This is a genomic window from Microvirga pakistanensis (genome assembly GCF_004458765.1).
In the GTDB taxonomy this organism is placed as follows: Bacteria; Pseudomonadota; Alphaproteobacteria; order Rhizobiales; family Beijerinckiaceae; genus Microvirga; species Microvirga pakistanensis.
On the sequence record NZ_SPJX01000167.1, the window covers coordinates 321665 to 340568 of the forward strand.

20 protein-coding genes are annotated in these 18904 nt (G+C 64.3%); 14 read left to right on the top strand and 6 right to left on the bottom strand.

Going from position 1 to position 18904, the window contains the following annotated elements; translation table 11 throughout:
- The first annotated feature begins 21 nt into the window (after positions 1–21).
- From E4K09_RS07485 to E4K09_RS07505, 5 genes are all read left to right on the top strand, one after another.
- Positions 22–948, top strand: a complete 927-nt coding sequence (locus E4K09_RS07485) for a metal ABC transporter substrate-binding protein (protein ID WP_134496118.1) — start codon at positions 22–24, stop codon at positions 946–948.
- Between the two features lie 151 nt (positions 949–1099).
- A complete protein-coding gene (locus E4K09_RS07490) occupies positions 1100–2062 on the top strand; it encodes a CobW family GTP-binding protein (RefSeq protein WP_134496119.1) in 963 nt (320 codons plus the stop codon).
- A 353-nt stretch (positions 2063–2415) separates the two neighbouring features.
- On the top strand, positions 2416–3420 hold the full coding sequence (locus E4K09_RS07495; RefSeq protein ID WP_134496120.1) for a WD40 repeat domain-containing protein: 1005 nt from the start codon (positions 2416–2418) through the stop codon (positions 3418–3420).
- Positions 3421–3428: 8 nt separating this feature from the next.
- Entirely contained in the window at positions 3429–3701 is a 273-nt protein-coding gene (locus tag E4K09_RS07500) for a hypothetical protein (protein WP_134496121.1), read from the top strand.
- 21 nt (positions 3702–3722) lie between these two features.
- A complete protein-coding gene (locus E4K09_RS07505) occupies positions 3723–4241 on the top strand; it encodes a DUF2937 family protein (RefSeq protein ID WP_134496122.1) in 519 nt (172 codons plus the stop codon).
- Between the two features lie 2 nt (positions 4242–4243).
- Here the strand turns inward: E4K09_RS07505 and E4K09_RS07510 are convergent, their stop codons facing one another.
- Together E4K09_RS07510 and E4K09_RS07515 are read right to left on the bottom strand one after the other, a co-directional pair.
- Positions 4244–4582, bottom strand: coding sequence for a hypothetical protein (locus E4K09_RS07510; protein WP_134496152.1), 339 nt, complete (start codon positions 4580–4582; stop codon positions 4244–4246).
- A 112-nt stretch (positions 4583–4694) separates the two neighbouring features.
- Positions 4695–6125: a homospermidine synthase gene (locus E4K09_RS07515; protein ID WP_134496123.1), complete on the bottom strand. Its 1431-nt coding sequence runs from the start codon at positions 6123–6125 to the stop codon at positions 4695–4697.
- Between the two features lie 251 nt (positions 6126–6376).
- On the opposite strand from E4K09_RS07515, the gene E4K09_RS07520 reads away from it, so the two are divergent.
- Positions 6377–7585, top strand: coding sequence for an MFS transporter (locus E4K09_RS07520; protein WP_134496124.1), 1209 nt, complete (start codon positions 6377–6379; stop codon positions 7583–7585).
- Between the two features lie 24 nt (positions 7586–7609).
- Here E4K09_RS07520 and E4K09_RS07525 read toward each other — a convergent pair whose 3' ends face one another.
- Together E4K09_RS07525 and E4K09_RS07530 are read right to left on the bottom strand one after the other, a co-directional pair.
- Positions 7610–8182 carry a GNAT family N-acetyltransferase gene (locus tag E4K09_RS07525; RefSeq protein ID WP_134496125.1) on the bottom strand — a complete coding sequence of 191 codons (573 nt, stop codon included), beginning with the start codon at positions 8180–8182 and terminating at the stop codon, positions 7610–7612.
- A 128-nt stretch (positions 8183–8310) separates the two neighbouring features.
- The gene (locus tag E4K09_RS07530) at positions 8311–9465 is read right to left on the bottom strand and encodes a type III PLP-dependent enzyme (protein ID WP_134496126.1); all 1155 of its coding nucleotides are present in this window, start codon (positions 9463–9465) and stop codon (positions 8311–8313) included.
- 634 nt (positions 9466–10099) lie between these two features.
- Between E4K09_RS07530 and E4K09_RS07535 the strand changes: the two genes are divergently transcribed.
- From E4K09_RS07535 to E4K09_RS07565, 7 genes are all read left to right on the top strand, one after another.
- Positions 10100–11674: an OpgD/OpgG family glucan biosynthesis protein gene (locus E4K09_RS07535; protein WP_134496127.1), complete on the top strand. Its 1575-nt coding sequence runs from the start codon at positions 10100–10102 to the stop codon at positions 11672–11674.
- Between the two features lie 112 nt (positions 11675–11786).
- Entirely contained in the window at positions 11787–12797 is a 1011-nt protein-coding gene (locus E4K09_RS07540; RefSeq protein WP_166802208.1) for an ABC transporter substrate-binding protein, read from the top strand.
- Between the two features lie 34 nt (positions 12798–12831).
- Entirely contained in the window at positions 12832–13608 is a 777-nt protein-coding gene (locus E4K09_RS07545; RefSeq protein WP_134496128.1) for an ABC transporter ATP-binding protein, read from the top strand.
- Positions 13605–14420, top strand: coding sequence for an ABC transporter permease (locus E4K09_RS07550; RefSeq protein WP_134496129.1), 816 nt, complete (start codon positions 13605–13607; stop codon positions 14418–14420). Before E4K09_RS07545 ends, E4K09_RS07550 begins: the two co-directional genes overlap by 4 nt.
- A 91-nt stretch (positions 14421–14511) precedes the next feature.
- A complete protein-coding gene (locus E4K09_RS07555; RefSeq protein WP_134496130.1) occupies positions 14512–15039 on the top strand; it encodes a MarR family winged helix-turn-helix transcriptional regulator in 528 nt (175 codons plus the stop codon).
- Between the two features lie 103 nt (positions 15040–15142).
- Entirely contained in the window at positions 15143–15448 is a 306-nt protein-coding gene (locus E4K09_RS07560) for a TfoX/Sxy family protein (protein ID WP_134496131.1), read from the top strand.
- 17 nt (positions 15449–15465) lie between these two features.
- Positions 15466–16443 (top strand): 2-hydroxyacid dehydrogenase, encoded by a 978-nt coding sequence (locus tag E4K09_RS07565; protein ID WP_134496132.1) that lies wholly within the window; start codon positions 15466–15468, stop codon positions 16441–16443.
- Between the two features lie 40 nt (positions 16444–16483).
- Here E4K09_RS07565 and E4K09_RS07570 read toward each other — a convergent pair whose 3' ends face one another.
- Entirely contained in the window at positions 16484–17509 is a 1026-nt protein-coding gene (locus E4K09_RS07570; protein ID WP_134496133.1) for an AraC family transcriptional regulator, read from the bottom strand.
- A 279-nt stretch (positions 17510–17788) separates the two neighbouring features.
- Between E4K09_RS07570 and E4K09_RS31000 the strand changes: the two genes are divergently transcribed.
- The gene (locus E4K09_RS31000; RefSeq protein ID WP_425293821.1) at positions 17789–18064 is read left to right on the top strand and encodes a tetratricopeptide repeat protein; all 276 of its coding nucleotides are present in this window, start codon (positions 17789–17791) and stop codon (positions 18062–18064) included.
- Here E4K09_RS31000 and E4K09_RS07580 read toward each other — a convergent pair.
- Complete coding sequence (locus E4K09_RS07580; protein ID WP_425293819.1) at positions 18016–18759, bottom strand: SDR family oxidoreductase; 744 nt, start codon at positions 18757–18759, stop codon at positions 18016–18018. The two genes, E4K09_RS31000 and E4K09_RS07580, sit on opposite strands and share 49 nt — an antisense overlap.
- Between the last annotated feature and the right edge of the window lie 145 nt (positions 18760–18904).

Below are 18904 nucleotides of genomic sequence, written 5' to 3' on the forward strand. Positions count from 1 at the left end.
ACCTCACGGAAGGATATGATGATGTTGACCAGAAGAGCCGCTTTGTCCCTGCTGGCAGGCTCGCTGGCGTTCGCCGGCTCGCTCGTGCCCGCTCCCGCACAGGATCAGGGCAAGCTCAAGGTCGTGGCGACGTTCTCGATCCTCGGCGATTTCGTGCGCAATGTGGGCGGCGAGCGGGTGGAGGTGACGACCCTCGTCGGACCGAACGGAGACGCCCACGTCTACTCGCCCACGCCCGCCGACGGGCGCCGCCTGACCGAAGCCCGCATCGTCTTCACCAACGGCCTGAAATTCGAGGGCTGGATCGACCGCCTCGTCAAGTCCTCGGGCACCAAAGCCACCAGGGTCGAGGCATCGAAGGGCGCGAAGCTGGTCAGGGGGGATGACGATCACAAGGATCACGATCACGGCCATGGCCACGGCGTCGATCCCCATGCCTGGCAGAACATCGGCAACGCCAAGGTCTACGTCGCCAATATCCGTGACGCCCTGATTGCAGCGGATGCAGGCGGCGAGGCCGAGTACCGGGCCAACGCCGCCCGGTATCTCGCCGAGCTCGACGCCCTCGAAGCGGAGGTGAAAGGCCTCGTGGCAGGCATCCCGGCCGGGCAGCGCAAGATCATCACCTCCCACGATGCCTTCCGCTATTTCGAGGATGCGTACGGGATCGACTTCGTCTCGCCTCAGGGCGTATCGACCGAGTCGGAGGCCTCCGCCAAGGACGTGGCGCGCATCATCCAGCAGATCAAGCGCGAAAGGATTGCCGCCGTTTTCGTGGAAAACGTCTCCGACGCCCGCCTCATGGAACGGATCGCCAAGGAGACCGGAGCCAGGATCGGCGACCGGGTCTATTCGGATGCCCTTTCGGAGCCTAACGGCCCCGCTGGCACTTACATTGGCATGATGAGACACAATATGAGAGCCTTCAGCGCGGCTTTGTCGAGCTGAGCCGTTCTTTCTCGTCCGCCCGCCAGAGTGTCATTCCCGGCGAGCGAAGCGAGGGAAGGGAATCGATGGCGCAGCGCGCGATGGATTCCCTTTCCGGTCCTGACGGACCCCTGGGGATGACACCTGTAATTCTGCTTTCTGGAATCATCCGATGACCGACAAGATCCCCGTTACCGTCCTCACAGGCTATCTCGGCGCCGGCAAGACCACCCTTCTCAACCGGATCCTCACCGAACCCCACGGCAAGAAATATGCCGTCATCGTGAACGAGTTCGGCGAGATCGGCATCGACAACGAGCTCGTTGTCGGCGCCGACGAGGAAGTATTCGAGATGAACAACGGGTGCATCTGCTGCACCGTGCGCGGCGACCTGATCCGCATCCTCGACGGCCTGATGAAGCGCAAGGGAAAGTTCGACGCCATCATCGTCGAGACCACGGGTCTTGCCGACCCGGCTCCCGTCGCCCAGACCTTCTTCATGGATCAGGACGTGTCGGACACCGCCCGTCTCGACGCGGTTGTGACGGTGGCCGACGCCAAGTGGCTGTCCGACCGCCTGAAGGACGCGCCCGAGGCCAAGAACCAGATCGCCTTCGCCGACGTGATCATTCTCAACAAGATCGATCTCGTGACGCCCGAGCAGCTGGACGAGGTCGAGGCGCGCATCCGCGCCATCAATCCTTACGCCAAGGTCCACCGGACCCAGAACTGCGCCATCCCGATTGCGGAAGTGCTCGACCGCAAGGCGTTCGATCTGGACCGCATCATCGAGCTCGAGCCCGACTTCCTGGAGGAAGGCCATCACCATCATCACGACGAGGACATGCAGTCTGTTTCCGTGGCCATCGATGGCGAGGTCGACCCCGAGAAGTTCATGCCGTGGATCTCGAACCTGACCCAGGTCGAGGGCCCGAACATCCTGCGCTGCAAGGGCATCGTGGCCTTCCCGAACGAGCCGAAGCGCTTCGTCTTCCAGGGCGTGCACATGATCCTCGACGGCGACGTGCAAGGCGAGTGGAAGCCCGGCGAGAAGCACACCTCCAAGGTAGTCTTCATCGGCCGCGACCTGAACGAGAAGGCCATCCGCGAAGGGTTCCTGGCCTGCGCGGCCTGACGGGACCCTCATATCAGGAGCAGCCTTCCTGCTCCTGATACGGGGAACGGCTCATGGGGCGAACCCAGCCTTCGCGGGGCAATTCTGAATGTAGGCTTGGCGGGTGGCTCTGATCTGCTGCCGCCATTCCACCGTGATGTTGCTGCCGTTCACAGGTCGCCTTGTAGGCTGCCCGCTGATTTGAGGCGACCGCTCCTCCCTGGGCAGGGCCCATCGAGCCGGGCGCCGTCATCACGGCGGCCATGATCCGGAAGGCTTATCCCGGGGCCCAGGAGGTCTTGCTCCATGACCTCGCCTTGCCTTTCATCCCCGCAACCATGCTATGGAGAACCCCTCCTGAAGGGATCGCCTCGATGAGTACTGGAACCGCTCCGTCCTTGACCCAAAGCATCGCGCCTGTGGCTGCGGGCGCGCATGTCACCGCCATCGGCTGGCTGAAGGGCACCGCCGCCTTCGGTCTCGGAGACGGCGGCGTGCTGCTGGCGAAGGACGGCGAGACCCACCGCCTGGAAGCCCATCCCGATGCCGGTATTCTGGTGGGAGCAAGCGATGGCGAGCGCTTCGTGACCGGCGGCGACGACGGCCGCGTGGCCGTGACCGGGCCGGACGGCTCCACCAGGACCCTCGCGGAGGCCAAGGGCGCCTGGATCGACTCGCTGGCGCTCAGCGCCGGCGGAGCTTTCGCCTATGCCTCCGGCAAGCGTGTCTTCGCGCGTGACGACAAGGGCCGCGAGAAAATGCTCGAGGTGCCCTCCACCGCCCGCGGTCTCGCCTTCGCACCCAAGGGCTATCGCCTTGCGATCTCGCATTACAACGGGGCGACCCTGTGGTTTCCCAACGTGGAAGCGAAGCCCGAGGTGCTCGACTGGAAGGGTTCGCATCTCGACGTGACCTGGTCGCCGGACGCCCGCTTCGTGGTGACCTCCATGCAGGAGAATGCCCTCCACGGCTGGCGCCTGATCCCCGACAAGGGCCATATGCGCATGAGCGGCTACCCGTCGAAGACGCGCTCCTTCTCCTGGTCGCATGACGGCAAGTGGCTGGCCACGTCCGGCGCGGAAGCCGCCATCATCTGGCCCTTCGAATCGAAGGAAGGCCCGATGGGCAAGGCGCCGCGCGAATGCGGCGTGCGTCCCGCGAAGGTCAGCCGCGTGGCGTTCCACCCCAACACCCTGGTGCTGGCGGTCGCCTACGAGGACGGCTGCATCCTGCTCATCCGCCTGGCCGATGCGTCGGAGCTTCTCGTGCGCGCCGCCGTGGCGGGCAGCGGCGTCACGGCCATGGCCTGGGACAAAGGCGGCAAGCGCCTCGCTTTCGGTTGCGAGGACGGTCAGGCCGGCATTTTGACCCTGCCATGAGGTCGCCCATGGCTCTGTTCGGCGCCTTCATGAGAGGGACCTTCGGCCTCCCGAAACCTGACCGCGAGGCCATCGAGCGTGTCAAGGCGATCGCACGCGCGGCGCTTCGGGTTTCGCCAGAGACGGCCCTCGCCGTCAACGAGATTGCCTGCAACGATCCCGGGTGCCCGGGCATCGAAACCGTCATCCTGGTGATGGAGCCTGGGCAGAAGACCCGGGCGCTGAAGGTGCAGAAACCTCTCGATGAAGTCACGGAACAGGATATCCTTGCCGTGCTTTGATCCCTGAGGAGGCCCTCACGCGTGTCACGGATCGTTCGCATCGTCGCCTTCGGGCTTGGACTTCTCGGGGGCGTCGCGGCCTCGCAGGGGCCGGAATATGGCCAGCAGTACCGCCAGCGCCTCGGCGGCACGATCGACGAGCTCACGCGCGTGATCGCGCGGTTCGATGCGGATGCGGCGGCCAATGGGGAGACGCAGGAAGGCGCCATCGCGCGGCTGCGCTCCAATCCCGACGATCTCGTGAGCCGACAGGGCATCGCGATGCAGGGCAATGTGGAGCGCCTCGGCCGGCTCCAGACTCATCGCGAGACCATGATGCAGGCGGGTCCTTTCGCGCGCATCGCGCTCATGGCGCGCGACGGCGATCGGGATGTGATGGAAGCAACCTTTCGGGATTTCGAGCCGGCCATGCCGGTGACGGAAGAGGGCTTGCTCGCCACGGCCATCGGCTTCCTCGCGGTCTGGGGCGGCATTCTGCTGCTGGCGGGGTTCCTGCGTAGCCTTCGGCGCTCCCGTACGCGGTCCGCCGCGCGGGCGTGAACCTAGGCCCCCCGTTCCGGCTTCCCGGCGAGCACCACGTAAAAGCCCAGTCCATCCCCGGCGGGCAGAGTCTGGAGCCGGTCGATCCAGCCGCGCTTCTTGGCCTCCAGCAACGCCTTCCCGACGGGCTGGAACAGCGTTTCGCCGCCCCCTTCCGGCGGTGGGTCGAGGCGCACGGCCACCGATTTGGCATGGGCGAAACGGCTGCGCTCCAGCATGTCCTGAAGCGAGGCGGAAGCCTGCTCGCGGGACGTGCCGCGCAGGTCGAGAACGGCCTCGGCATCGACGACGCCAAGGCCCCCGCGCAGTTTGCTGGCGTAGAATTCATCGAAATGAGGCACCGCGACGTCTCCCGTTTCCGTCATGCCCGGTCTGCCCGGGCCCTCCACGTCTTTGGTCCGATGCTTTAGAAGACCGGCGTGGCCGGCTCAAGGCCGGCCACGATGTGCGATGTCAGCGCACCAGAATGTTCCGGAACTGCCACGGATCGGAGGTGTCGATGTCCTCCGGGAAGAAGCCGGGGCGGTCGTTCAGCGGCGTCCAATCCGTGTAGTAGCCCTTCACCGGTCCCAGATAGGGCATCTGCACCTCAAGGCAGCGGCGGAAATCGATATCGTCCGCCTCCACGATGCCCGCATTCGGGTTCTCGAGGGCCCACACCATGCCGGCGAGCACGGCGGAGGTCACCTGAAGTCCGGTCGCGTTCTGATAGGGGGCGAGCTTGCGGGTCTCCTCGATGGAGAGCTGCGAGCCGTACCAATAGGCGTTCTTGCCGTGACCGTAGAGCAGCACGCCGAGCTCGTCGACGCCGTCAACGATCTCGTCCTCGGTGAGGATGTGGTGCTTTTCCTGCACCTTGCCGGCGTTGCCGAACATCTCGTGCATCGACAGTACGGCATCGTTCGACGGGTGGTAGGCGTAGTGGCAAGTCGGTCGGTAGGCGACCTTGTCGCCCTCGCGCACAGTGAAGTAATCCGCGATCGAGATCGCCTCGTTGTGCGTGACCAGGAAGCCGTATTGCGGGCCGGGCGTGGGGCACCAGGTGCGCACGCGGGTGTTCGCGCCGGGCTGGAGCAGATAGATCGCCGCGCCGCAGCCCTTGTCGTGGGTCCGGGCGTTCTCGGGCAGCCATGTCTCGTGGGTGCCCCAGCCGAGTTCGGCCGGCTGCAGGCCTTCCGAAACGAAGCCTTCGACCGACCAGGTGTTGACGAACACGCCCATGGGCTTCGGCTTCTCCGCGCGCTGCGTGTCGCGCTCGGCGATGTGGATGCCTTTCACGCCCACGCGCTGCATGAGCCCGGCCCATTCTTCGCGGGTCGCCGGCACCTCGCCCTCAAGCCCCGTGTCCTTGGCGATGTTGAGCAGCGCCTGCTTCACGAACCAAGACACCATGCCGGGATTGGCGCCGCAGCAGGACACGGCCGTCGGGCCACCAGGCGATTCACGACGTGCGTCGAGGATGTTCTCGCGCAGCATGTAGTTGGTGCGCTCCGCAGGGCCCGCGTTCTTGTCGAAGTAGAAGCCGGCCCACGGCTCGGCCACGGTGTCGATGTAGAGCGCCCCGAGCTCGCGGCAGAGCTCCATGATCGCCCGGGAGGACGTGTCCACCGACACGTTCACGCAGAAGCCCTGACCGCCGCCTTCCGTCAGAAGAGGTGTCAGGATCCCGCGGTAGTTCTCGCGGGTCAGGGCCTCCTTCACCAGAGTGATGCCGCGCACGTCGAGCATGCTGCGGTCCGTGTCGACCGGATCGATGACCGTGAAGCGGTTCTTGTCGAACTCGAAATGCCGCTCGATCAGGGGCAGCATGCCTTTACCGATCGAGCCGAAGCCGATCATGACGATCGGGCCGGTGATGCGGCCATGAACGGGCCAATGGGTCATCGATACTTCTCCTTAACGAAGGCTTGAGATGAAAAGGGTGTCTCCGGGTAGAACGGTTCCGGGCGCATCTAGGATTGAGGGCCCCCCGGGGTCAATGCCTGCGCCTTTCGTCCTTGCCTCAAACGTAATTTCCCTGCGGATTGCGGCCGCCATGGAGATAAGAACGGCTTTCCTCATGGATTTAGGCCTCGACATTGGGAAACAAGGCTCCATGATCAGGCGTCACGATCATCCACCCCGGCTCCCGCCCGATGAAATTCCATGAACTCCTCATGCGCCACGGGCGCGTGATTGGCCTCGGCTTCGCCCTGACGTTCCTGTCGTCCTTCGGCCAGACCTTCTATATCTCCCTGTCGGGGCCCGATATCCGCAAAGCCTTCGGGCTCACGAACGGCACGTTCGGCCTCATCTACTCCACGGCCACCTTGTGCTCGGGCCTGCTGATGATCTGGCTGGGCGCCGTCATCGACCGCATCAATATCCGCCTCTATGCCACCATCGCCCTTGTGGGCTTGGCCGTTGCGGCGCTGAGTCTTTCTCTTGCGCCCAACATCGTCATGCTGGGCCTGAGCCTCTTTGCGCTGCGCCTCTTCGGCCAGGGCATGTCGAGCCATGCGGGCGTGATGAGCACCGCCCGGCTCTCGTCCGGCATTCGCGGCCGGGCGACAAGCGTGGCAGCCCTCGGTTTCCCGGCCGGCGAGGCCATTCTGCCCGCCATCGTCATCGTGCTGATCGCAACCTTCGGCTGGACCGGCATGTGGCGCGTCGCTGCGGCAGCCATCGTGATCAGCCTTTGTCTCGGCTGGGGCTTGAGCCTGTTCCTCGGCCCGAAGGATCCGGATCTCGACGGTGCCGTCCACACGGGCGGCGCTGCCGACGCGGGGCCGAGCTGGAGCAATATCCTGCGTGATTGGCGCTTCCTTGCTCTCGTCCCGACGATGATCGGATACCCAGCCATCGTGACGGCCTATTTCTTTCATCAGCGTCTCATCGCCGACCTTGAGGGTTGGCCCCTGGAATGGCTGGCGAGCAGCATCACGATCTATGCGCTGGTCTCCGTCACCGTGGCGATGTTGACGGGCAGCCTTGTCGACCGGTTCGGCGCGATTCGGCTGAGTCACTTTTATCTCCTAGGCCTCATTCTCGCATCCGCGGCCCTCGCAATCGCGAGCGGTCCGACCCTCGCGCCGGTTTTCTTCGCGTTGATCGGCCTGTCTGCCGGCGCCACCAACGTCATCATCGCGGCTGTTCTGGCCGAGCTTTTCGGCACCAAGCATCTGGGAAAAATCCGCGCACTCGCCGGTGCGATCATGGTGGTGGCGTCCGCAGCCACTCCGGGGCTCGTCGGCCTGCTGTTCGATGCCGGAATCGCTCTCGGAACGATCGCCCTGGGCTTTGCCGCCTATCTTCTGGTCGCAGCCGGCATCACCTTCGTGCTGCCCAACCCGAGGGTCCCCTGACGGGCCCTCGGTGAAGCATGGAGATCAGGCCGCCGGACGCATGCCCGGCAGCTGTCCCTGAACGGCAGCGGCCACGAGGGCGGCGAGGTCCGCCTTCTCCTCGAAGGCGCCCGTTGCGGAGACGAGACCGCGCGCACCGTCGAGATAACCGGCCTCGAGTTCGAGCGCCAGGAAGCGGTGGCGCTCATAAGGTCCGGGCAGCCAGAGGGATTCGGTTTTCTCGGTCGAGAAGCCGAATCGCTCGTAATAGGGCGCATCGCCCACCAGCAGCACGGCCTTGTGACCGAGAACGGCCGCACGGCCCAGGGCCTCGCGCATGAGCTTTCCCCCGAGGCCGAGGCTCTGCAGCGCGGGATCGATGGCGATGGGGCCGAGCATGAGCGCCGGACGGTCCGGGCCGGCAGAGACGTGCCACAGACGCACCGTGCCGACGAGCGCGCCGTCCTGCTCGATGGCGAGCGACAGGCCATCGGCAGCCTTGCGGCCCTCGCGCAGACGCTCGCAGGTCTTCTGGAACCGCGCAGGCCCGAAGCAGGCGTCGAGCAGCGCCTCGCGTGCTTCGACATCGTGGAAGGATTCTTCGCGAATCGTGATCATGGCCGTGGCCTCCCAAGACGTGGGGTGAGCGACAGCCCTCGCACCAGCACGAACAACGTGCCGGCCGTCCGGGACAACTTCCGTGAGGTTGGTGCCTGCCTCGCTCAGCGAGGCAGGCGGGACGTGAGTTAGATCACGTAGGACTTCAAAGGCGGGAAGCCGTTGAACGCGACCGCCGAGTAGGTTGTCGTGTAGGCGCCCGTTCCCTCGATCAGCACCTTGTCGCCGATCTCCAGCGAGACGGGGAGCAGGTAGGGCTCCTTCTCGTAGAGAACGTCGGCCGAGTCGCAGGTGGGACCCGCAAGCACGCACGGCACCATGTGGTCCTCGTCGCGCTCCGTGCGGATCGGATAGCGGATCGACTCGTCCATCGTCTCGGCGAGACCGCCGAACTTGCCGATGTCGAGATAGACCCAGCGCACCTCGTCCTCGTCGCGGCTCTTCTTCGAGACGAGCACGACCTCGGCCTCGATGACGCCCGCATTGCCGACCATGCCGCGGCCCGGCTCGATGATCGTTTCCGGAATGCGGTTGCCGAAATGCTTCGACAGCGCACGGAAGATCGATTCGCCGTAGGCTTCCACCTGAGGAACCGTCTTCAGGTACTTCGTCGGGAAGCCGCCGCCGAGATTGACCATCGACAGGTGGATGCCGCGATCGGCGCATTCACGGAAGATCGCCGAGGCAGAGCCGAGAGCCTGATCCCAGGCTTCCGTGTTGCGCTGCTGCGATCCGACGTGGAACGACACGCCGTAGGCTTCCAGACCCTGGCGAACCGCATGCTCGAGCACGTCGACGGCCATCTCCGGCACGCAGCCGAACTTGCGGGAGAGCGGCCACTCGGCGCCGGCGCCGTCGCACAGGATGCGGCAGAACACCTTCACCTCGGAAGCATCGACTCCAGCCGTCGCGGCGGCGCGGGCGATTTTCTCGACCTCGGCCTCGCAATCGACCGCATAGAGGCGCACGCCGATCTCGAGGGCACGCGCGATGTCGCGCTCCTTCTTGATCGTGTTGCCGAAGGAGATGCGGTCGGGCGTGGCGCCGGCGGCAAGCGCAAGCTCGATCTCGACGACCGAGGCCGTGTCGAAGCACGAGCCGAGATCGGCGAGCAGCTTGAGCACTTCCGGCGCAGGATTGGCCTTCACGGCGTAGAACACGCGCGTGTCAGGGAGTGCACGGGCAAACTTGGAATAGTTGTCACGCACGACATCGAGGTCGACGACAACGCACGGGCCGTCCTCACGTCGGGTGCGCAGGAATTCACGAATGCGCTCAGTCATGGCGCTCTCCCCACCAAAGGTTCAATGGAGGTCTTCAAGCCTCCGGATTGAAATCTGAACGGTCAGAGCCTTCTGCCGTCCGGCGTCAGCGAGGGAAGATGCATTCCGCTTCGTGCGATGGAGACACGACAAGCGCGAATGGGCTCTTCACCCGACGATGCTGCCTTGGATTGGATGGGGATCTCCCGTCCGCACGCCTGGCAATGAGAAACAAGCCTCTTCGGTGCTGACCTTTGGAGGGCCAACGAGACCAAAAAAGCCCGTTCGTCGTTGCTTTAAGCCACGTCCCCCGTTGAGAACGGGGTGCGCCGGTTTCGCCTCCGGCTGCCGGTTAGGGGTAGTCGAGAACTAGGTCGTTCTCGGGCGGCTGTCCGGCCTCTTGTCCGGATGCCCACCAACCGGCACGCGACCACAGGCACGTGCGAATTTGGGCAGGGGTGAAATAAGACTATTCGCCCCGGATCACAAGACCTTTTCGAACCTTCCACGAAATTTTTTAACCCTAGGGCCATAGGAGCGATGGCGACGCTTCCATTCAGCCCCTATTAAGCGGCCCACGCTCAACCATCTAAGGGGTGCGGCCTGCCCGGGGCCGCCTCCCTCTCACCGACTCAGGACCGACAGTCTCGCCGCCATGCTCCATCTCTCCCGCCGTACCCTCCTGCAAAGCCTGCTCGCCGCCACCGCGCTCTCCGCCTGGGGCGGGGACGCCTCGGCGCAAGCGCCGCAGAACGGTGTGCCGGCCCCCGACCCGTTTCAGTTCGAGGACGTGGTGCGTCGGGCGCGGGAGCTGGCGAGCGCTCCGTTCGAGGCCCCCCCTGGGCAGTTGCCCGAGCCGCTCAACCGGCTCAGCTTCGACGATTACCGCGAAATCCGCTTCCGCACCGACAGGGCGCTGCTCGCCAACGGCAACGGCCCGTTCCGGCTGCAATTGTTCCACCTCGGCTTCCTTTACCAGCGGCCCGTGACGGTCAACATCATCCGCGAAGGCGTGCCCACGCCGGTCGCCTACCAGCGCGAGCTGTTCGACTACGGCCGCAACAAAATCGACAAGCCCCTGCCGGTGAACCTCGGTTTCGCGGGCTTCCGACTGCACTATCCGCTCAACAATCCGAAAGTGCTCGACGAGCTGATCGCCTTTCTGGGCGCGAGCTATTTCCGGTTCCTCGGGCGGGATCAGAAATACGGCCTCTCGGCGCGGGGACTTGCCATCAACGTGGAAGGCGGGGAGCAGGAGGAGTTCCCGCATTTTCGCGAGTTCTGGATCGACATGCCCAGGCCCAACAGCGAGCGGGCAACGGTCTATGCGCTCCTCGACAGCCCGTCCGTCACAGGCGCCTACCGTTTCGAGATCTATCCGTCGCAGGAGACCACTCTCGACATCACGGCCACGCTCTTTCCGCGTCAGCGCATCGAGAACGTCGGTCTGGCGCCGCTCACCTCGATGTTCTTCGAGGGAGAGAACGACCGGAAACCCACGGACGATTTCCGCCTCGAGCTGCACGATTCGGATGGATTGCTCATGCAATCGGGCGCGGGCGAGTGGATCTGGCGCCCCCTGCGCAACCCGCGCGCCAAGTCGATTTCATCCTTCTCCGACAAGAATCCGCGCGGCTTCGGCCTGATGCAGCGCGATCGGGTGTTCGAGAACTACCAGGATCTCGAAGCCCATTACCACCAGCGCCCCGGCTATTGGGTGGAGCCGGTGGGCGATTGGGGCGAGGGATGGGTCGAGCTCGTCGAGCTGCCGACCCCAGACGAGACGCACGACAACATCGTGGCCTACTGGCAGCCCAACCGGCCCTACGAGCCCGGCCAGGAAGTCACCTTCTCCTACCGGCTGCGGGCGGCGGCCGCCATCGGTTCCATGCATCCGGGCGGAAAGGCGATCAACACCTTCCAGGCCCCGCCGCGCGCCAGCGGCTCGAACGGGCCGAGCGACCGCACCCATCGCCGGTTCATCATCGATTTCGCGGGCGGAGAGCTGGACTATTACTTCAATGCTCCCGATCAGGTGCAGCTGGTCCCATCCACCTCCACGGGCCAGATCACCAACACCTTCCTCATGCCCAACAATCATATCAACGGCTTCCGGGCCGCCATCGACGTGAAGCTGGAACCGGGCCAGTCCACGGACCTGCGCGCCTTCCTGCGGGCCGGAAACCGGGCGCTGACGGAGACCTGGACCTATCCTTGGGCCGTGGAGTGATCCGCGGCCCCTGGCCTCCGCCTTGCCCGATGCTTGCCAAGCGCGCCGGAACCGCGCAGAACCGAGCCCTGAACGCGCAGGGATCGTCTGCGCCAAGGCAGGGACGGGTACGATGAGGAAGGCTTGGGCAGCAGGGCTCGTGATGGTCGTCTCCGGCTGGAGCATCGGCTTTGCCGCGGCCCAACCGGCCCTGCGGGAGGTCACCTTCGGGACCAACTGGCTCGCGCAAGGAGAACACGGCGGCTACTACCAGGCGCTCGCGGACGGAACGTATCAGAAATACGGCCTGAAGGTCACCATCGTGCCCGGTGGCCCGCGCGCCAGCAACCGGATGCTCATGAGCGTCGGCAAGCTCGATTTCTACATGGGGGGCAACCTCATCCAGGCTTTCTCGGCCGTGGAGAAAAACATCCCGACCGTGGTGGTCGCCGCCCACTTCCAGAAGGAGCCGCAGATTCTGATGAGCCATCCGGGCCAGGGCCTCGACCGGTTCGAGGATCTCAAGGGGTCGAACGACATCCTGCTGTCGAAGGACGGCTCTGCCACCTTCTTCCAATGGATGAAGGCGGAGTTCGGATTCAAGGACGAGCAGGTGAAGCCCTACGGCTTCAGCCCGGCGCCCTTCCTGGCCAATCCCAAGGCGGTGCAGCAGGGCTACGCGACCTCCGACCCGCTGGTGATCGAGAAGGCCGCGGGCTTCAAGCCGAATGTGTTCCTGCTCGCGGACCATGGCTTCAGCACCTATTCGACCACTGTCGAGACCCGGCGCGACGTAGTGGAGAGGGACGCCGATCTCGTGCAGCGCTTCGTCGATGCCTCCACCATCGGCTGGTACAATTATCTCTATGGCGACAACCGATTGGCGAACGCGCTCATCAAGCGCGACAATCCGGAGATGACGGACGAGATCATCGCCTATGCGGTCGCGAAGATGAAGGAGCACGGGATCGTCGATTCAGGCGATGCGCAGCGGCACGGCATCGGCGCGATGTCGGATGCGCGCATGAAGGATTTCTTCGATAAGATGGTGAAGGCTGGCCTCCTCAAGCCCGATCTCGACTACACGAAGGCTTACACGCTCCGGTTCGTCAACAAGGGCGTAGGACTCGAGCTGAAGAAGTAGCCGCTATCGGCACGCCCCAAGCGCCGCGCACCCCATGAACGCTCCCCCGCTCGTCTCGCTCAACCATGTGGCAAAAGTCTTCGCCAACGGAGTGACGGCGCTCGACCGGTTCGCCCTGGATGTCCGCGAGGGCGACTTTCTCTCCCTCCTCGGCCCGTCGGGCTGCGGGAAATCGACGGTGCTGCGCCTCATCGCGGGCCTCGCCGAGCCGACATCGGGAGCCGTCCTCTGGCCGGGCGCCATCGATGCGGACCATCGCGGCGAGATCGGCTTCGTGTTCCAGGAGCCGACCCTGATGCCCTGGGCCAGTGTGGCGGACAATGTGTGGCTGCCGCTGCGCCTGCGCGGGGTCTCGCGGCACGACGCCAGGGACCTGATCGCGGAGAGCCTTGCTCTCGTCGGCCTGGAAGATTTCGCGAAGGCCTATCCGCGCGAGCTCTCCGGCGGCATGAAGATGAGGGTCTCGATTGCCCGCGCGCTCAGCGTGAAGCCGCGCCTTCTCCTGATGGACGAGCCGTTTGCCGCGCTCGACGAGATCGCGCGGTTCAAGTTGAACGACGATCTCCTCAGGTTGCAGAGAGAACTGCGCTGCACCGTCGTTTTCGTGACCCATTCGGTTTTCGAGAGCGCCTATCTGTCGAACCGCATCGCGATCATGTCGCCACGCCCGGGACGGGTCATCGCCGAGATCGCAGGTGCAGTCCCCTATGAACGTGATGGCGATTTCCGGACGAGTGTCGCTTATGCCGAGCTTTGCAGGCACGTGTCGCAGGTTCTGACGCGCAGCATGACGGACGGGAGGCTGGGATGATCCGCAATCCCCTCAAGCTCGTCCTGCCGCTCGCCGTTTTCGTGACAGTGATTGCCGCATGGGAAGTGTATGTGCGCGCTGCAGAGGTCCCGGCCTATGTCCTGCCGGCTCCGAGCCTGATCGCCGCGACGATGAGGACGGATTGGTCGCTCCTCTCGGCTTCTCTCATGGTGACGTTGAAGACCACGCTTGCCGCTCTCGCCCTTGCCGTTGTCGGTGGTGTCGGATTGGCCCTGGCGCTGAGCCTCTCGCGCATCGTCGAGTATTCGCTTTACCCGTTCGCCGTCGTGCTGCAGGTCACGCCGGTCATCGCCATCGCGCCCCTGCTGCTGATCTACATGCCGCAGGACGCCGCGGTGCTGGCCTGCGCCTGGCTCGTCGCCTTCTTTCCGATTCTCTCCAACACGATGCTGGGGCTTCAATCCGTCGACCGGAACCTGCTGGACCTGTTCCGGCTCTACGGCGTTCCGGCGCAGCGGAGTTGGAGAGCCCGGATCAGGTCTCGCCTGAAGGCCCTCTGGTATTTGCGCGGCCCCGCGGCATTGCCCGCTTTCCTTGCGGGCCTGCGCATCGCGGGCGGCCTGTCCCTCATCGGCGCCGTTGTCGCCGAAATGGCAGCCGGATCCGCGGGCGCGGGATCCGGCCTGGCCTATCGGATCATCGAAAGCCAGTATCGCCTCAACATCCCTCGTCTCTTCGCGGCACTCGTCCTCTTGGCGATGATGGGCGTTACTCTATTTCTCGCCCTGAGCGCTCTGACCACGGTCCTGCTGCGGCACTGGCACGAAAGCGCTCTGCCCCGGGAGGCGTGATGGGAGATCTGTTGACGGCAACAGATCTGTCATCGAAACGTCATGACTTCCTGCTCATGATGCTATCGTCATCGCACCAGAGGGGCATCGCATGGACAAGGACGTCATTCACCCGGGCGTGAAAAGCGTCGGCTGGGCCTTGGTCCAAGCAGCCCGCCTCCATCGCAGCCGCACGGGCGACAAGCTCTCCGAACTCGGTCTCTTCGCGGGTCAGGAACAGGTCCTCCAGGCCCTCGCCAGCTCCGGCCCCATGACCATGGGCGATCTCGCGGCCATGCTGCGCGTGCGTCCGCCGACGGCCTCCAAGACCGTGTCGCGCCTCTCCTCCCTCAAGCTGGTCGAACGGCACACGGAACCAGGAGACGCGCGCGTCGTGCGCGTGAAGCTGACCAAGGAAGGTAAGCGCAAGGCCGCCGCCATCGACGCTCTCTGGGACGAGGTGGAGGCCGAGCTTCTCGCCGATTTCGACAACAAGGACCGCAAGCGCCTCCGCAAGCTGCTGCGCCGGGCAGCCAAGAATCTCGCCGGCATCACGGGAGCCGATCAGAGCGGCTTCGAGGCCGAGGACGATCTCGAGGATCTGAGCGCCGACGAACCCGAGCTCACCGCGACCGCCTGAGCCATCCCAAGCTCATTTGCGCTGAAACGGCGCGGTCTATCGCGTCCGGCCGGAACTTGCCTTATCGTGACCGCACGAAGCAGCAGGAGCCGGATCCGTCCGTATGAGCGATGCGCCCATCAGCAGCCTTCCGGGCATCGGCCCCGTCACGCAGGGCCGGTTGGAGGAGGCTGGTATCCGCACGGTATCCGATCTCAGGGCCGTCGGCGCCGTGGAGGCATACCGCCGCCTTAAGTTCATGCTTCCGCGCCATGTCAGCCTCAACGCCCTCTATGGGCTTGAAGCCGCCCTCCGCGGTTGCCATTGGCTCGATCTGCCCCAGGATGTGAAAGCAGCCCTTCAGCGGGAGGCTCGCCTCGTCGATGAAGCCTTCCGCCGGGGGCCCGCATCGCGCTGCACGATTGGCTGAGGACCAGAGAAAGCACCATGAGCAAAGCCGAAATCCTGATGACCGCTCCGATGATGCCTGTGGTCGCCGATACGCTCGACAGGGCGTTCCATCTGCACCGGCTTTGGGAGCATGAGGACCGCGAAGCCTATTTGAGCGAGATCGGTCCCCGGATTCGCGGCGTCGCCACGAGCACCCTTTACGGCCGCATGGAGGCCCCCCTGTTCGAGCGCCTGCCCAATCTCGAGATCGTGTCGAGCTTCGGCGTCGGCTATGACAACGTGGATGTCGTGGAAGCCGCAAAACGGAACGTCATCGTCACCAACACGCCCGACGTGCTCAACGACGAGGTGGCGGATCTCACGCTCGGCCTGCTTCTCGCCACCCTGCGCAAGATCCCTCAGGCGGACCGCTACCTGCGCGAAGGCCGCTGGTTGAAGGCACCCTTCCCCCTCTCGCCCACCTTGCGCGAGCGAAACATCGGCATCGTCGGCCTCGGGCGCATCGGAAAGGCCATCGCGAAGCGCCTGGAAGGTTTCGATGTCAGCATTGCCTACCACGGGCGCAGCCGGCAGGAGGGTGTCGCCTATCCCTACCATCCGACCCTCGTCGGCCTCGCCGAAGCCTGCGACGTGCTGATCGTAATCACCCCGGGCGGCGCTGGCACCAGGCATCTCATCAATGCGGATGTCCTGAAGGCTCTCGGTCCCAACGGCGTTCTCATCAATGTGGCGCGCGGCAGCGTGGTCGATGAGCGCGCCCTGATCGAAGCCTTGAGATCCGGCACGATCCTGACCGCGGGTCTCGACGTCTACGAGGATGAACCGCGCGTTCCGCAGGACTTGATCGAGATGGAGCACGTGGTGCTCCTGCCCCATATCGCTTCGGGCTCCGTTCACACCCGCAACGCCATGGGCCAACTCGTCGCCGACAATCTCGTCGCGTGGTTCGAGGGGCGCGGGCCTCTGACGGCCGTGCCGGAGACGCCCTGGGATGGCAGGCGATCCAAGCCATAGAGAGGTCGAGCCCCCGGCCGATTGGGATGCTTACCGGGTCTCAGGGATGGACCGTTCTCGACAATGTCTGCCGGGGCGTTTCGCCGAAGGCGCGTTTGTAAAGACTGGCGAACTCGCCCATGTGGCTGAAGCCGCATCTCAACGCGATCTCCGTCACCGTTGCAAAGGCCGGATCCGCCCGCACAAGCGCCTCCTGCGCCCGCCGCAGCCGCACCTGCCGCAGGAACGCCATCGGGGTCATGTGGCGGAAACTCTGAAACCCGTTCTGCAGGCTCCTCGCGCTCACGCCTGCCTGGGCCGCGATGTCGGCCAGGGACAGCGGCTCGGCAAAGTGGGCTTCGATGTAGGCTTCCGCCCGCTTCACGTAGTACGGAGCCGCCGCCGATTGCGGGCGCAGCAGCGCATCCGAGTAGGTATGGGAATGGCCGAGCAGCAGGGCGAGCCCCACCATGCTTTCGAGCTGCTGTGCCACAGCCGGGATCTGCCGGGTCAACGAGAGGGGCTGGCTCAACTCGTCGGCCGCGTAGCGGACGAGCCGCATCCAGCTCTGCCCGGCGGAGCTCTCCAGGGAGAACCGCCTGTCAAACTCGAGTGGCTGTTCGATCTCATACCCCAGCAGCTTCCCGCATTGCTCCGCGAGCCTATGGGTGTTGAGCACAACCGCAAGGGTCTCGCAATTGCTTCCATAGCGCAGAAAGACTTCCGGCCCGGACGGAAACACGACACCCTTCTCGGCCGTCAGTGCATATTCTTGTCCGCTCATCGCCAGCTGCCCGGCACCGCTTCCTGCCATCACGAACGCCACTCGGTCGTTGGCATCTCCGGGATACATGTGCACCGTCAAATCGGCTCCATAGCCGACGGTAAAGACCGCGAAGTCACCCTGGCCATGAACGTTGAGCTTGCTGTCGACGTCCCGGACACGGGACGTGGTATTCAGCTTGTGACGTCGCACATATCGAAAGAGAAGATCTTCGATCTCGTCGAGATTGGGTGATCGCAGCGAAAAATCGAAAACATTGTTACTTTGAGCAATCGAATTGGACTTCGAGGAGTTATCGGCCATGCTGCGATACCTTGTTCCAATTCACGCAGCCATTCGACCGCAATCCCTTAAATCATAAGGTTTTCTGCGCGATTTCGACAAGTCGTTCGCTTTTCCGATTTCCGCAACGGAAGCACGATGCCAATTTCCAATGAAGAAAAGCGGTTAGCCCGCTAAGCCGAATGGTACAAAATCACTATAGATCCTTGGAGATAAACGATGTCCAATGCTCACAAAAGGATTTCTCAGTATAAAAAGGCGGTCTCGGAACTCATCCTGAGATTGGCACTGAAGTTCATCATGACCAAACCGGGAGACAATAATTCTCTAGTTAGATATTACATCGCCCGCGGTCGAATTTTGCTTTACCTCGGCCAGTATGATCAAGCCGTCAGCGATTTTCGAGCTGCGCTCCAGCTGGACTGGCGGCACGAGCAAGCGGCCTCCTGGCTCGACAAGGCACGGCGGGCCGGTCAGCATCTGAACGAGAGAGTCTGTTACGTCAACTCAAGGGTCGAGGCTATCCCTCAGAGTGCAAACCCTCCATCCACCAGGTGGATGTGGCCGGTCGTGTAGCTCGCCTCGTCGGAGGCTAGATAGACGGCAAGTGCCGCGACCTCGTCCGGCGAGCCGAGGCGCCCCATGGGTTGACGGTCGATGAAGGCCTGGCGCACGGACTCGATGCTGTGGCCGGAGCTTGCCGCCAGATCCGCGATGCGCTGATCCAGCGACGGCGATTGCACGGTGCCGGGGCAGATCGCATTGGCCCGGACACCCTGCCGGATGAAATCGGCCGCCACCGCCTTGGTGAGGCCGATCACGGCCGCCTTCGTGGCGCCGTACACGTAGCGGTTCGGGATGCCCCGCACGGACGATGCGCCGGAGGCGATGTTGACGATGGATCCGGCGCCCTTCTCCAGCATGCCCGGCAGAACGGCCCTGATCGTGCGGTGCATGGATTTCACGTTCAGATCGAACGAGAAATCCCAATCCTCTTCCGAGCACTCGAGCGCGGTGCCGTGGTGAACGTATCCTGCCGCATTCACCAGAATGTCGAAAGAACCGGCCTCCTGAACGAGGGCCTCGACCGCAGCACGCGAACGGACATCGAGCCTTCGCCGGGTTGCACCTTCAAGACCTTCGAGCTTCGTCTCGTCGAGGTCCGTTGCGCAGACCCGCGCCCCCTCGCGGAGGAAAGCCTCCGCGATGGCGCGTCCGATCCCCTGCCCTGCTGCGGTCACAAGGGCGGCCTTGTTTCTCAGCCTATCCATGATGGCGCTCCCAAGCGTGCGAAAACATCAGTGGTTATCCCGCGGCACGCCGAAGGTCTGTGCGACCTTCTGGTACTTCACGGCGGGCTTGAGCGTCATGCCCTCGGAGAGCTGGTCGACCATGGAGCGCTGGATTTCCTGCCAG